Genomic DNA, 14,411 nt, shown 5'->3' on the forward strand with positions numbered 1-14,411 from the left:
CATCGCGCGCGAAGGGCGTGAACCGTTCAGTGCCGGACGCGCCGTGAGCGTGATCGGGGGGCGATCTGCACGCCGTTGAGGCGGACAATGACCGCCCAACGGTCGGCAAGCACCACCTCCGCTTCGTTCCAGGCGGCCATGTGGTCGCGTGCAGCGGACGGAAACAGCACGGGAATGCCACCGAGCATGCCATCGTTGAACGGGTGCCTGGGGCGGTAAGCGCCCCCTATGAACGCGCCGCGCAGCAATCGAACCTGATCGTCGTGGACGATGCCCGTCATTGCGCGCAGGGGCGCCAGAGCGGCGTCCTCGTCAGCGTTCAATGTGCGTAGCACGCTGGCCCTGCGCAGCGCACGCAGCCTGCTGCACACGCGTGCCGTCCATTCGGCAATGGCCGCCACGACCATCGCCAGCAGGATTGCCACGCCAACCAGCACTGCTGCGCGCGACATCAGCAGGCGAACGGGTGCGGCGGTAGGAGGGTGGAGGGAGCTGACATGGGGGGGGCCGTAGCGGGAACAGCACAGGATGCAGGCCCCGCCCCGCGGGGGGAATGAAGTTCGTTGCAAACTTCGGCGGTGCTGGCCGCGCATCGGCCAGGCGTGACACACCCTGAATGCCTCTGCCGACGCCAACGAAATCTGAAGCCCGCATCCGTATCCTTGTTCACAGGACGCAACCAACAGGGTGGATGGCGGTGGCAGGACGTGGATCGCAGGGCGCACTGCTGGCTGGCCTGTTGCTGGTTGGGTTTGCGCGCGCGCACGCGCAGCAGGCCGTGCCGGTGCCCGATCCCGCGCCCGCTGCCCCCGCAGATGCTGCGGCGGCAACCACCGCGCCGGTGTCCACCACCCCGCCGCAGGACAACGTCACCACCCTCGGCGAAGTGCGGGCGCTCAAGCCCGAAGACGACCAGCCGCTGGACCTGTACCGCTTCAAGAACCCGGTGAAGTTCGGTGACAACCGCTTCAGCCGCGACTGGAGCGAGCCGCCGTCGCCCGAACAGGTCAGCATGAGCGGCGGCTACATCATGATGGGCGTGGTCAAGGGCGTGATGGCGGCCGCCAAGGGTGTGAACAAGCTCACGGGTGGACCCTCGCAGATCCAGGCCGCCGTGGCGCGGCCACCGCCGGAACTCAGTGCGGAGCAGCAGCGGCGCGCGCTGCGGTTCTCCCAGCAGCAGGATGCCGGCGGCGACACGCCTCCGGTGAAGTAGCGACGGTATATCCTTCGGCCTTCTCCATGGGGGCGTTGCCATGTTGCTGCGTTCGTTCGTCCTGCTGGCGGCCGTGCTGCCGATCCCTGCCTTCGCTGCCGGCATCGCCGGCGACGGCGCGTGCCGCAACGGTGCATTCCCCTCCGAACAGAGCCAGTTCGCACTGGCGCGGGTGGTGGGCACGCAACGCCTGTACCTGCTCGGTGACATGGACGGCTGCCCGGCCAAGGGCGAGCCGGCCTGCCGGCAGCGCAGCTACGTAGTGAACGGCGATGTCGTGGTGACCGGGCGCGACCTCGGCCGCTACCGCTGCGCGTACTTCCCGAACAGAGTGGGCGGCAGTGCGGGCTGGGTGGAGCGCAGCACGCTGCAGCCGCTGCCGGTGGCGACCCCCTCGCTGCAGGACTGGGTGGGTCACTGGAAGGATGGCGACAATGGCCTGCGCATTTCGGTGCAGGGTGGGCAGCTGCAGGTGGAAGGCGATGCCTACTGGCCCTCGGCCAACCCCACGCCGGAACAGCGCCCGTATGGGCCGAACCTGGGCCAGGTGGAAGCGCGCGCGATCCCTCGCGGTGCGGATGTGGAATTTGCCGAGGACACCTGCAGGGTGCACGTGCATTCACTGGGGGACGTACTGATCGTGTCCGACAACAGCGAGTGCGGTGGCATGAACGTGCGTTTCAATGGCGTGTACCGGCGCGCCGGCAAGCGTTGAAAGAGGGATGAAGGGTGGGACCAGTAGATCCACGCCATGCGTGGATGCTGTCTGCGATCCCATCGCTGGATTCAGCGCCGCCGTTCCAGCCACCACAGCAGCGAGGCGCACAGCACGAACGCCAGCCACCACGGCCAGCGCGATCCTGGCACGGGTTGCATCACTGATGCGTTCGCCGGCGTGCTGGAGACCAACGCCTGAGTAGTCGCATCGATCATTACCTGACGATGCAGCGCGGTCGCGGCCCTTGGGTCGAACACATAGCGCCAGACGATGCTGTCGCCATGCTGCAGGCGCTGCCAGCCTGCGTCACGTGGCCACCAGCCGGCGCAGCGCAGGGTCGAGGTCGCGCCATCGACGACCAGCGGTACTCCGTCGCCACCTTCGTTGAAGACCTGCAGCGGCGCCTGCACGCCGCACAGCGTCTGCCGTTCGCCTGCCCAGCTGATCGGCTGCGGTGACCAGAGCGCATCAGCGCTGCCCTGTGCACGCGCCAGCGTGGCCACCACGCTGCTCCACAGTTCGCCGTGGCGGTCGTCGCGCCCGGCGAGCACCCAGCGCCAGCTGTCGGTCATCGGCAGCAGGCCGATGCGGCCCTTGCCAGCCGCGCGCCAGCCGCCGATGGCGGTGCCAGCACGATCCTGCAGAAGCGCGCTGCTGCCCGGCACCTGCAGCGCCAGGACTTCCAGCGCGGGTAGGGAGGCACTGTGCGAACGGCGGTCGGCCTCCTCACCGTAGCCGGTCGGCAACGTGCCGGCGGCGAGCGGGCCGCGTCGTGCGGCGAGGATCGTGCTTTCGCCATCGCCGGGAAGTTCAAGGAGGCGGCTGCTGCCATCGCCCTGCACCGGCAGGCCCAGATCGTGCAGTCGCTGGCGCGCGCTGGCCGAAGGCGCGCCTGCACTGCGCACCAGCACGCCGAGTCCCTCGCGCAGCGCCTGGCGCACGGTGGCCAGCTGGCCTGCACTCAACGCTGCCAGGCTGCGTTCGTCCAGCAGCAGCAGGTCGCTGCGTGCCAGTGTTGCAGCATCGAGCGAAACCGCGCCATCACCCACGCTGAGCCCGGCGCCGGTATCGGCCTGCACCTGCACGCGGATGCCGGCATCGGCGGCCCAGCGGCGCAGGTACTTCAACTCCGGGCCCGGCGCACTGGCACGCACCAGCAGCCGTATGGGGGCGGCCGGCAGGGTCTGCTGCGGCACCGGCGCGCTGTCCACCACATGGCCTTCGGCATCGAGCAGGCGCAGCTGGAACACGCTGCGGCCTTCGGCGCGGGCGATGCCGCTGAGCTTCACGCGCCCGTCCTCGGCAACGTCCGTGCGATCAACCACGCTGTCGGCGGGGTCGAGCAGCTCTGCCTTTGCTTTGGCCACGCCACGCGCCTGTGCCTGGACGTCAAAACGAGCACCGGGAGCGACATCGGCCGGTGGTTGCAGCGCGATCCAGCCGCGCGGCTCCGGTGCCGCCTGCCAACGTACATCCGGCGGCAACAACGCATCGCGATCACGTGCGGCCAGACCTGCACCGACCAGTGTCAGTGTGGACGCCGGATGCTGGCGCAGCGCGGTGGCCAGGTCGGGAACGCGCTGTGCGCCGGCCACGTCGGCAGCTTCGGGCAAAAGCAACAGCGGGCCTTCGCTGGCCGGGAGCGCGCCGGCCTTGCCGGCATCGGTTCCGAGCACGACCAGCCCGCCTGCGGGTTGCTGGCGGGTGGGCGGCACCAGGCAGAAATACAGCAGCGCGGCGACGAAGATCTGCAGTGCGATCACGATCCACCGGCGGCCAGGGTGCGCGGTGTTTCCACGCAGCTGGCGCACGCTGGCGATGACCACGATCAGGGCGAGTGCCAGTGCAATCCACAGGTTCACAGCGGAGGCATTCATGGCTGAGCCTCCAGCGCGTCCAGATAGCGCTGGCCCATTGCATCGGCCGCGCTGCGCCGCATCGCCTGCGGCAGCGGTCGCTGCAGCGCACGCCACAACTGCGCACGCAGGCGCTGGCGGCAGTCGCGGCAGCCGGGTTCGATGCGCAGCTGCTCGATGGCGGCGGCCAGGTCCAGTGCGTCGGGCAGGTAGGCGGCATTGCGTTGCTGCCAGCCGGCCAGCGCATCGAGATCTGGCGTGCCGGTGGCGTCGCCGAGACGTTGCCAGGCTTCAACGATGGCCGGGTCCGGTGCCGCGCGTGCGGCCAAAGGCAGTTCACGGCTGGCCAAGCCGGCACGATCGCCTCCCAGCCGGCGGCCTTCATCGATCGGTGGCAGCTCCGGTCCGACCCGGGCCAGGTAGATGCGCTCGGCCTGCTGCACCTGCTTGATGAAGCCCAATGCCTTGTAGGCGAACGGCAGCGCCTGCTCCGGGCGGCCCTGGCGCAGCTCGCCCTCGGCCGACCACATCTGGTCCAGCGCGGCCTTCAGCGTGGCGCGGGTATGTGGGTCGAGCAGGGTGGCGGCTTCGGCGTGGTCGTGGGTGTGCCCGTACTCGGAAAGCACATCGGTGGCGCTGCCGAATACCGGCGGCGTATCGGCGTTGGCGCCGCTGCCGCCATGGTCATGGCCATGATCGTCGTGGGCACCGGCCTGTGCGCCATGGTCGTGATCGTGATCATCATCGTGGTCGCCGGCGGCCGGCGTATCGCTGGTGGGCAGGTCGCTGGTCGGCGGCGGCTTCGGTGCACCCTCGCTTTCCTCGCCCAGGAACTGGCCGTAGCGCAGGCGCAGGATGCGCTGGTCGACACCGATCGCATCGCTGCGCTTCACGAAGTCTTCGGCGGCCAGGCTGCGTCGCTGCCGGATCAGCGCTTCGGCGTCGATGATGATCTGCCGCTGGCTGCGGAAATAGGCTGGCAGGGTTTTCTTGATGCGGCCTTCCAGTTCGGCACCGAGTGCCACTTCGGCGCTGGGCAGGCGCAGGATCACGCTGTTGCTGCGGCCGGTCTGCGCCGTCGGCGCGTGGTTGTCACGCACTTCAAGCTGCGCGATCACATCGTTGCCGGGTTGTGCGCCAAGCGCAGCAAGATCAAGGGTATGCGCGAAACGTCGCGCGGTGGCTTCGCCGCTGCCGGCAAGCGTGACGCTGCGCTTCACGAAGGTGATGTTCTCGCCGCTGCCCTGGGTGGTAGTGATCGACAGCGTTGCCTGCGCGGCCACGCCATAGTCGTCGCTGGCCTCGAAGCGCAGCGCCCACTGGCGCTGCCCGGGCGTGCCTAACACCAGGCTGGCCGCGGGCTCCAGTACGCGCACGCTGGGAGCACGGTCGGCGACCACGTCCAGCCGATACAGACGGGCTTCGGCCAGCGCCGGTTCGCTCACCACGCGGTACAGCGCCGGCGCGCGCGCCACATCGTGGGCCTGCCACTGTCCGTCCTGTGCGCTCAGCGGCAGGCGTCGGCCATCGTGGAACTGCAGCCATGCCTTGTCCGGCGCGCGGTCGAAGCGCAACGACCACGACAGCCGGCTGTCGGCGGCCACCTTGGCATCCAGCGCGTTCTGGGAAAGCGTGGCTTGCCCGGTATAGGCGGGTGCGTCGATGCGCAGGCGCGTCGACTGCAGGTGCAGGGGGCCCGCGGCGGCCGTGCTGCCAGGTGCCGCCGTACGGGCTGGCGCGGAGCTGGGGCTGGAACGTGGCCAGCCGACTGCCAGTGCAACGATGGCCAGGCCTGCGATCCAGCTCAGGGCCAGCGCCCTGCGCGGCCAGCGCGGACGCAGGTCCGGTGTCGTGCGCTCCAGCGTGGCCAGCACGTGCGAGCGTTGGCGCTGCTGCAGCGGATTGAGCCTGGTGGCCTCGGCGAACAGCAGGTCAGCGCTGTCCTCGCTGGCACCGCTGCCATCGAGCTGGCGCTGCAGCCATTGCCGGTCCAGCTGGCGGGCACGTGCGGTGGCGAAGGCCGCGCAGGCGAGAAGGCCGACCGTGCCGACCACGCAGGCGACATCGAAGCCGGCCAGGCGCAGCGCCAGTACCGTTGCGGCCAGCGCCCACGGCAGGCCCAGCAGCAGGGTGATGAGCGCACGGCGGCGGCGCGCGCGTTGCCAGGCGTGCTGCAGGGTGTTCATGCGGCCACCCTGCGTTGGGCACTGCTGGCCATCCAGCGTTCCAGCGCGAACAGCAGCACGATGGCCAGCAACAGCCAAGGCGTCGGCTCACGCGGCGGTGGTGTTACAGCAGGCAACGCGGCCCGGTGCGGCGCTTGGTCACGTGCATCGCCCAGCCGCGGAGCCGTGGGCGGCTGTAGCGCCAGCAGCAGGGCACGTGGCAACTGCGGATCGCGCAGCGCAGCGTTGCTGGCGGCATTCCAGTCGCCGGGCAACGACAGCAGTTGGCCTTGGCCGATGCGTTGCTGCCATAGCAGCGGTACGCCCTCGGCGTCGCGCAACAGGATGCGGGCGCTGGCAGCAGGCTTGCCGGCACTCATGACAAGACCGCCGTCGCGCAGCCACGCCTGCCAGTTCGCCGGCAGTGCATCGTTGCGGCTCCACACGCCAATCTCGCCGCGTTCGGGCACAACATCCTCCGCCAAGGGCGAGGGCAGTGCCTGCACGCCCCACGCGCGCTGCAGTGCGTTCAACCAGTGCTGGGTAGTGGCGGATGCCTCGCCGTGCACGCGTAGTCGAGGCAGTGCCACTGCCGTCTGCGGCGGTGTGACCGGCATCGGCTGCGTGTGCCATTGCACGTCGCGCGACAGCTGCAGGCGGGCGCCATCCAGGCCAGGCAAGGGATCGGGAACGTGCACGGTCAACGCGGTGCCCGCGGGCAGCTGTGCGTCCAGTTCACGCAACAGGCTGGGCAGCGATGCGCTGGATACCGGTGGCGCATGATCGATGGCGGGGAAGCCGGGTGCCAGCCAGTGCCAGTTGCCCTCTTCGGCGGTGCCGCGCAGTGCGGTCGCGTCCAACCCCGGTGCCACGACCGTCCACGCCGCGGGGAGCGGGGCAGGGCCGGTCAACGCTGGCCGCGCCAGCAACAGGGCCAGCGCGGCCAGCAACAGCAGGCGCACCAGCAGCAGCGGCCAATCATCAAAGTGGATGCGCTGGCGCGGCCGGATCTGTGTGCGCAACCAGCGCAGCGCAGCGAAATCCAGCGGCGTATACGGATGGCGCCGGGCGAGGTGGATCAGCAGCGGCAGCAGCCAGGTGGCCAGCGCCGCCAGGCCCAGCGGGAACAACAGGTTCATGCGCCGCTCCCACGGCCGAACAGCGCCTGCAGCGGTTGGTCCAGCGGCTGGTCGAGCCAGCCGCTGGCATGGGCGATGCCCCCGGCCTGCAGCCGCGCCTGCAAGGCGGTGCGTGCAGCGGCAAAGCGCTGCAGGTAGTCGGCGCGGATCGCCGCGCCGTCGCCCAGCAGTTCGTCGCCGGTTTCGGGATCGCGGAAACGATGGCCGGCATCAAACGGGAAATCCCGCTCGTCGGCCGTCAGGATCTGCAGCAGCCCCACCTCGCGGCGCGCGCTGGCCAGCTGTTCCAGCAGGACGATGCCCGCCTCATCGAAACCATCGCCGATCGCCAGCAGCAGGTCGCCCGGGCGCACGCGCTCCCACAGGGGGCGCAGTCGATCGGCGGCGGGCCAGCTGCCGCGCGCCTGCAGCGCATGCAGCTGCAGATGTACCCGGTCGCGCTGTCGCGCACCGCTGGCGGCAGGCACCAGTTGAAGCCCATCGCCATTGATCACCAGCAGGCCAAAGCGGTCACCCTGCTGCAGGGCCAGTTCGACCAGGCAGGCGGCCACGCCGCGCATATGGTCCAGGCGCGTGCGCTGCGGTGCTGCGCGATCGGCCTGGTTGGCCGAGGCGGTGGCATCGAGCAGCAGCCAGGCCGTGATCGGGCTTTCGCGTTCCGATTCGCGCACGAAGAAGCGATCCGAACGCGCGTACAGCTTCCAATCGATCTGGCGCAGCTCGTCACCCGGCTCGTAGGCACGGTACTGCGCGAACTCAAGGCCGGCGCCGCGGCTGCGGCTGGCATGCTGGCCGATGCCGCTGCCACCACTGGCCAGGCGTGGCCGCAGACGCAGCATGCGCAGGCGCGCACGCAGTTCCGGTGGCAACGTCAGCGGCATGCCTGCACTCACGCCTGGATCAACCCGGGAACGGCACGGCCTGCAGCAGGGCGGCGACCACGTCGTCGGCACGCTTCTGCTCGGCCTCGGCGGCGAACGACAGCAGCAGGCGGTGGCGCATCACCGGTGCGGCCAGCGCCTGCACATCCTCGCGGGTGGCAGCGAAGCGGCCCTGCAGCAGGGCGCGTGCTTTCGCCGCGAGCACCAGCGACTGCCCGGCACGCGGGCCGGCACCCCATTTCACCCACTGGTTGATCGCGGCCGGCGCGCCATCGCCGGGCCGGCTGGCGCGCACCAGGCGGGTGATCCAGGCCAGCACGTCGGGGCTGACATGCACCTGGCGCACAGCGGCCTGCAAAGCGATCACCGCCTCGGCGTCCATCACCTTCGGTACTGCGTCGGTGGCGCCGCCGGTGGTCTGTTCCAGGATCTGGCGTTCCTCGTCCTCGCTGGGGTAATCCACCAGCACGTGCAGCAGGAAACGGTCCAGCTGCGCTTCGGGCAGTGGGTAGGTACCCGCCTGTTCGATCGGGTTCTGCGTGGCCAGCACGAAGAACGGCGCAGGCAATGCATAGGTGGTGCCGGCGTAGCTGACCGTGCGTTCCTGCATCGCCTCCAGCAGCGCGGCCTGGGTCTTGGGCGGGGTGCGGTTGAGTTCGTCGGCCAGCAGCAGGTGGGTGAAGATCGGGCCCTGCTGGAAGCGGAAATGGCGATGGCCGGTGCCGTGGTCTTCTTCCAGCAGTTCGGTGCCGAGGATGTCGCTGGGCATCAGATCGGGCGTGAACTGCACGCGCCGGAACTGCAGCTCCAGCGCCTGCCCGAGTGAGCGCACCAGCAGGGTCTTGCCGAGCCCTGGCGCACCTTCCAGCAGGCAATGGCCGCCGGCCAGCAGGCCGATCAGCAGCTGTTCGACCACGCTGTGCTGGCCGACCACGGCACGGGCCAGGGCGCCGCGCAGCGCATCCAGGCGCGGCAGCAGGGAATCGAGGTCGGGGGTGGTCATGAGCGTGCAGGTCCTGTCAGTTGTTCAGCGCGTACATCACGATGTTGACGCCGAAGCGGGTGTTGTCTTCGGCCAGGAAACGCTTGTTGCGCCAGTCGTAGTCCCACTCGCAGCCGTAGTCCTTGTTGCTGTAGAGCAGGCCCAGGCGGCCATCGACCTCGATGCCCTTCAGGTAGTCATGCACGAGGTCGTCGCCCCAGCCGTTGAGCTCGAAGCTGGTGGCGGGCGGGCCGTCCGGGAAGCGGAAGAAGCTGCGGTACAGCGCGTGGCTGTTGGGCAGCTTCTGCAATGCCTTCGGACCGAACAGGCGGCCCATCTGCGCCTCGAACGAGGTGGCGAACAGGCCATCGATGTCGTGGTTGCAGTCGTCGACGAACACGAAGCCGCCATTGCGCACGTAGCGCACGAAGTTCTGCCGCTCGGCGGCGTTGAACTCGACCAGCGTGTGCCCGGCCAGGTAGCAGAACGGCGCTTCCAGCATGCGCGGGTCGGCCAGTGCCACCACGTGCTCCTGCGGGTCCACGCGCAGCGAGGTGTAGTCGATCAGCGAGGTGATCAGGTTGGACGGCATGCGCGCATCCACGTCCCAGTCACCGGAGTCGTACTGCAGGCGGGTGAACCAGAAGTCGTAGCGCGAACTGCGCGGGCCTGCCTGCGCCCAGGCCGGCAGCGCCGCCGCCGAAGCGGCAGCGGCCAACCAGCGCAGGCAGGCCCGGCGATCCATCAGACCGCGTCGGACAGCGAGGTGAAGGTGAAATCGCGCAGCTTCATCGGCGGGATCATCATCACGTAGCTGGATTCATCACCGGCCACGCGCACCGGCTTGCCCAGCTCTTCGATGTTGTTGAGCATGATCACCGGCGACTCGTTGAAGCGGAAGTTCTTCACCGGATGCTTGATCTGGCCGTTCTCGATGTAGAAGGTACCGTCGCGGGTCAGGCCGGTCAGCAGCACGGTCTGCGGATCGACCATGCGGATGTACCAGGTGCGGGTGACCAGGATGCCCTTCTGGGTGCCACGCACCAGTTCGGCGGTGCTCTTGTCGCCACCGCTCATCAGCAGGTTGCCCGGGGTGGCCTTGGCGGTCTTGCCCTGCTTCTGGGCCCAGAAGCGCGAGTAGTCCAGGTTGGCGATCTTGCCGTTCTCGATGATCGCCATGCGCTCGCGTGGCATGCCTTCGCCGTCCCACGGCAGCACCGGTGCATCCGGATGCCATGGGTCGGCGATCATGGTCACGCGCGGGTCGTAGACCTGCTCGCCCAGCTTGTTGCCACCGCCCTTCTTCGACAGGAAGCTGCGGCCTTCATCGGCCGAGCGTGCACTGAAGAAGTTCATCATGAAGCTGATCAGGCCCGCGGCCGCCGCCGGTTCCAGGATCACCGTGTACTTGCCCGGCTCCAGCGCCTTGGCTTCGGCCGATTCGGTGGCCTTGCGCATGGCGATGCGGATGTCCTGGTCGGCCTTGAAGTCCGCCGCGTCTTTCAGGTTGCGGCCGACCCAGCCCGAACCGCGGCCGTCTTCGGTGCGCACCGTGCAGGTGTAGTCGAAGCTGGTGGTGCGCTGGTAGGCGAAATTGCCGTTGCTGTTGGCGGTGGCCTGGAAGCCCTGGCCATCCTCGAGGAAGCCGGCGGCAATCAGGCCATGCCCGCGGCACGGCGCGATCGAATCGGCGGCAACCTTGGCGCGGAACGCCGGATCGATCGCGGCAGTGGATTCGCTGAAGGTCGGGCTGGCGCGGTAGCTCTGCTTGCCGATGGCCGGCATGAACTCCGGGTTTTCCGGGGCCAGGCGCGCCAGATCCTCGGCACGGCGCACCACGCGTTCCAGCGCGGCATCGTCGAATTCGTTGATCGAGGCGGTGCCGACGCGCTTGCCGAAGGCAACGGTGACCGCCAGCTCGGTGTTGTCGACGATGCCGCTGGTGGACACATTGTTCAGCGCGAAACGGATGTTGCCGCTGATAGCGCCGGCCAGCACGGCGGTGCACTCATCGGCCTTGGACAGGGCGATGACCTTGTCGAGGATGGCCTTGGCCTGGGCTTCGGTGAAGATACTCATGGTGTAAGGGCTCCTGACCGGTCAGCCGAGGCTGCGTGCGGTGTTGATGACGTTGATGCCGTTGAAGCGCGCGGTCGACGAACCGTGCGAGACCGCCGAAACCTGGCCGGGCTGGCCCTTGCCGTCGAAGAACGAACCGCCCAGGCGGTAGTCGCGCTCGTCGGCCACGGCGGTGCAGGCATTCCAGAATTCCGGCGTGCGGATCTGGTAGGCCACGTCTTCCAGCATGCGGGTGATCTGGCCGTTCTTGATCTCGTAGAACAGCTGGCCGCCGAACTGCGCGTTGTAGCGCTGCTGGTCAATCGAGAACGAACCGTCACCGATGATGTAGATGCCGTTCTCCACGTCCTTGATCAGGTCCGGCACGCTCAGTGGCTGCTTGCCCGGCGCCATCGACACGTTGGCCATGCGCTGGAACTGCACGCTGGACCACGAGTCGGCATAGCAGCAGCCGTCGGACTCGGTCTTGCCGAGGATGTGGGCCTGGTCGCGGATGGTCTGGTAGTCCACCAGCTTGCCGTTGCTGATCAGGTCCCAGCGCTTGCACTTCACGCCTTCATCGTCGTACGCCACCGCGCCGAGGCTGCCCGGCTGGGTCTTGTCGGCGAAGATGTTGACGTGCTCGCTGCCGTACTGGAAGTGCTGTTCGCGCTTGTCCAGGGTGGCGAAGCTGGTGCCGGCATAGTTGGCTTCGTAGCCGAGCACGCGGTCCAGTTCCAGCGGGTGGCCGATCGACTCGTGGATGGTCAGCCAGGTGTGCGACGGGTCGAGCACCAGGTCGTACTTGCCCGGCTTCACCGACGGTGCCTTCAGCTTCTCCTGCGCCTGTTTGGCGGCGGCGATGGCGTCCTCCTTCATGTCATAGGAGGTGCTGTAGTTGACCACGCCGTTCGGGCTGACCACCTTGCCGGCGGCGGCGCCATCGAGGTACTCGTAGCCCAGGCCCATCGGCGAGGACAGGCCCTCGCGGGTACGGAACTTGCCGCTGGCCTTGTCGATCGCGGTGATCGTCATCGGTGCCCAGATGCGATGCACGTCCTGGTCGATGTAGGAGCCATCGGTGGAGGCGAAGTACTTCTGCTCGTTGACCAGGAACAGCATCGAATTGACGAAGCTGGCACCGGCGCCCATCGCGGCGGCGTTGACATCCAGCAGCAGGTCGACCTTGTCCTTGATCGGCACCTCCATGGCGTTCTTGCGGATCGGCGTGCGCCAGCTCACCTCGCCCACGCCCGGCGCCTTGGCCAGCTGCACCGGTGCGGTCTGCACGCCGGCATTGGCCTTGGCGATCGCTGCCGCCTGCTGCGCGGCCCTGGCCACGTCGGCGGTGCCCAGCGCATTGGTGGCGGCGAAGCCCCAGGCACCGTTGACGATCACGCGGATGCCCACGCCGGTGGACTCGGTGTTCACCACGTTCTGCACCTTGTCCTCGCGGGTGATCACGAACTGGCGCAGGTAGCGGCCGATGCGCACGTCGCAGTAGGTGGCACCGGCACTGCGCGCGGCCTGCAGGGCGGCGTCGGCCAGGCGTTTCTTCAACGCCGGGTCGAGGCTGGACTGCAGCTGCTCGGCGGCGATCACCTTGCCGAAGAAGGAGGGCACGATCAGCCCGCCCGCGGTAAGCCCGGTCAGGGCCAGGAAGTCACGTCTTTGCAAGGCTGCTCTCCATGTCGAAGGATGGGTGGCTCAAGCGCCGAGACTGCGCGCGGTGTTGATGATGTTGATGCCGTTGAAGCGGGTGGTGGACGAACCGTGCGAAACCGCCGAGACCTGGCCGGGCTGGCCTTTGCCATCGAAGAACGAACCACCCAGGCGGAAATCGCGTTCATCGCAGATGGCGGTGCAGGCGTTCCAGAACTCCGGCGTGCGGATCTGGTAAGCCGCGTCCTCGACCATGCCGGCGATCTTTCCGTCCTTGATCTGGTAGTACAGCTGGCCGCCGAACTGCGCGTTGTAGCGCTGCTGGTCGATCGAATACGAACCGCGGCCGTGGATCCAGATGCCGTTCTCCACGTCCTTGATCATGTCCTCGACGCTGAGCGGCTGCTTGCCCGGCGCCAGCGAGACATTGGCCATGCGCTGGAACTGCACGCTGGCCCAGGAATCGGCATAGCTGCAGCCGTGCGATGCGTCGCGGCCGAGGATATGAGCTTCATCGCGGGTGGCCTGGTAATCGACCAGGATGCCGTCGCGCACCAGGTCCCAGCGCTGGGTCTTCACCCCTTCGTCGTCATAGCCGACCGCGCCGAGGCTGCCCGGCTGGGTCTTGTCGGCGAAGAAGGTGACGATGTCGCTGCCCCAGCGGAACCCTGCATCGCGCTTGTCCAGCGTGGCGAAGCTGGTGCCGGCGTAGTTGGCTTCGTAGCCGAGCACGCGGTCCAGCTCCAGCGGGTGGCCGACGTTCTCGTGGATGGTCAGGAACAGGTTGGACGGGTCCAGCACCAGGTCGTACTTGCCGGGCTTCACCGACGGCGCCTTCAGTTTCTCGCGTGCGTGGCGGGCAGCGGCGATGGCGTCCTCGACCGGGTCGTAGGAATCGCGGTAGGCGGTGATGCCACCGGGCAGCTGGACCTTGCCGCGCGCATCACCCTCGAGGAACTCGTAGCCCATGCCCATCGGCGAGGACAGGCCGGCGCGGGTGCGGAATTTGCCGCTGGCCTTGTCGATGGCGGTGGCGGTGAACGCCAGCCAGATGCGGTGGATGTCCTGGTCGATGAACGAGCCATCGCTGGAGGCGAAGTACTTCTGTTCGTTGACCAGGAACAACGTGGAATTGATGTAGTCGGCACCCGCATTCAGCGCGGCGGCGTTGAGCGCCAGCAGCAGCTCGACCTTGTCCTGGATCGGCACTTGCATGGCATTGCGGCGGATCGGCGTCTGCCAGCGCACCTCACCCACCGACGGCGTCGGTGCCAGCTGCACCGGACGGGTCTGGATGCTGGCGTTGGCGCGGGCAATCGCAGCGGCCTGCTCGACCGCCGCGCGTACCGCCGCCTCGGTCTGTTGATGGGTGGCGGCGAACCCCCAGGCACCGTTGACGATCACCCGCACGCCCACGCCGGACGACTCGCGGTTGGTGACATTGCCGACCTGGTGCTCGCGGGTGATGACCGACTGGTTGAGGTAGCGGCCGATGCGGACGTCGCAGTAGCTGGCCTTGGCGTTGCGCGCGGTGGCCAGGGCGACCTCGGCCAGGCGCCGGCGCTGGGCGGTATCGACCGGGGCCAGCAGCTGCTCGGCAGCGATGGCTCGGGAATGCGGCAGCAGCAGGCCGGCCAGGCCCAGACCGGAAACAGCCAGGAACTCACGTCGTTGCACAGCGTTTCTCTCTCTCGCTTGCGTGCGGCCGGCAACAGGCCGAGCCGATCACGTCAA

12 protein-coding genes are annotated in these 14,411 nt (G+C 68.4%); 2 read left to right on the top strand and 10 right to left on the bottom strand.

Features of this window, described 5'->3' with window-relative positions; all coding sequences use genetic code 11:
• Nucleotides 1-26: 26 nt before the first annotated feature.
• Nucleotides 27-425, bottom strand: a complete 399-nt coding sequence (locus VN11_RS00560) for a hypothetical protein (protein WP_053448426.1) — start codon at nucleotides 423-425, stop codon at nucleotides 27-29.
• Between the two features lie 266 nt (nucleotides 426-691).
• Between VN11_RS00560 and VN11_RS00565 the strand changes: the two genes are divergently transcribed.
• Both VN11_RS00565 and VN11_RS00570 read left to right on the top strand, forming a co-directional pair.
• Complete coding sequence (locus tag VN11_RS00565) at nucleotides 692-1,216, top strand: hypothetical protein (protein WP_053448427.1); 525 nt, start codon at nucleotides 692-694, stop codon at nucleotides 1,214-1,216.
• A gap of 40 nt (nucleotides 1,217-1,256) precedes the next feature.
• The gene (locus tag VN11_RS00570; RefSeq protein ID WP_053448428.1) at nucleotides 1,257-1,931 is read left to right on the top strand and encodes a hypothetical protein; all 675 of its coding nucleotides are present in this window, start codon (nucleotides 1,257-1,259) and stop codon (nucleotides 1,929-1,931) included.
• 71 nt (nucleotides 1,932-2,002) lie between these two features.
• Here the strand turns inward: VN11_RS00570 and VN11_RS00575 are convergent, their stop codons facing one another.
• Genes VN11_RS00575 through VN11_RS00615 form a run of 9 tightly spaced genes read right to left on the bottom strand, consistent with a single transcriptional unit; the run spans nucleotide 2,003 to nucleotide 14,354 of the window.
• Nucleotides 2,003-3,811 carry a hypothetical protein gene (locus tag VN11_RS00575; protein WP_053448429.1) on the bottom strand — a complete coding sequence of 603 codons (1,809 nt, stop codon included), beginning with the start codon at nucleotides 3,809-3,811 and terminating at the stop codon, nucleotides 2,003-2,005.
• On the bottom strand, nucleotides 3,808-5,976 hold the full coding sequence (locus tag VN11_RS00580; RefSeq protein WP_053448430.1) for a hypothetical protein: 2,169 nt from the start codon (nucleotides 5,974-5,976) through the stop codon (nucleotides 3,808-3,810). Before VN11_RS00580 ends, VN11_RS00575 begins: the two co-directional genes overlap by 4 nt.
• On the bottom strand, nucleotides 5,973-7,094 hold the full coding sequence (locus tag VN11_RS00585; RefSeq protein WP_053448431.1) for a BatA domain-containing protein: 1,122 nt from the start codon (nucleotides 7,092-7,094) through the stop codon (nucleotides 5,973-5,975). The genes VN11_RS00580 and VN11_RS00585 overlap by 4 nt, the downstream gene beginning before the upstream one ends.
• The gene (locus tag VN11_RS00590; protein ID WP_053448432.1) at nucleotides 7,091-7,987 is read right to left on the bottom strand and encodes a DUF58 domain-containing protein; all 897 of its coding nucleotides are present in this window, start codon (nucleotides 7,985-7,987) and stop codon (nucleotides 7,091-7,093) included. The genes VN11_RS00585 and VN11_RS00590 overlap by 4 nt, the downstream gene beginning before the upstream one ends.
• Before the next feature lie 7 nt (nucleotides 7,988-7,994).
• The gene (locus VN11_RS00595) at nucleotides 7,995-8,978 is read right to left on the bottom strand and encodes an AAA family ATPase (RefSeq protein WP_053448433.1); all 984 of its coding nucleotides are present in this window, start codon (nucleotides 8,976-8,978) and stop codon (nucleotides 7,995-7,997) included.
• A gap of 16 nt (nucleotides 8,979-8,994) precedes the next feature.
• Nucleotides 8,995-9,702: a DUF4159 domain-containing protein gene (locus VN11_RS00600; protein ID WP_005421001.1), complete on the bottom strand. Its 708-nt coding sequence runs from the start codon at nucleotides 9,700-9,702 to the stop codon at nucleotides 8,995-8,997.
• Nucleotides 9,702-11,036 carry a TldD/PmbA family protein gene (locus VN11_RS00605; protein WP_053448434.1) on the bottom strand — a complete coding sequence of 445 codons (1,335 nt, stop codon included), beginning with the start codon at nucleotides 11,034-11,036 and terminating at the stop codon, nucleotides 9,702-9,704. Before VN11_RS00605 ends, VN11_RS00600 begins: the two co-directional genes overlap by 1 nt.
• A gap of 21 nt (nucleotides 11,037-11,057) precedes the next feature.
• Nucleotides 11,058-12,692, bottom strand: a complete 1,635-nt coding sequence (locus VN11_RS00610; protein WP_053448435.1) for a TldD/PmbA family protein — start codon at nucleotides 12,690-12,692, stop codon at nucleotides 11,058-11,060.
• A gap of 30 nt (nucleotides 12,693-12,722) precedes the next feature.
• Nucleotides 12,723-14,354, bottom strand: a complete 1,632-nt coding sequence (locus VN11_RS00615) for a TldD/PmbA family protein (protein ID WP_053448436.1) — start codon at nucleotides 14,352-14,354, stop codon at nucleotides 12,723-12,725.
• Nucleotides 14,355-14,411: the final 57 nt, after the last annotated feature.

It is taken from the genome of Stenotrophomonas maltophilia, from assembly GCF_001274595.1.
Classification (GTDB): Bacteria; Pseudomonadota; Gammaproteobacteria; order Xanthomonadales; family Xanthomonadaceae; genus Stenotrophomonas; species Stenotrophomonas forensis.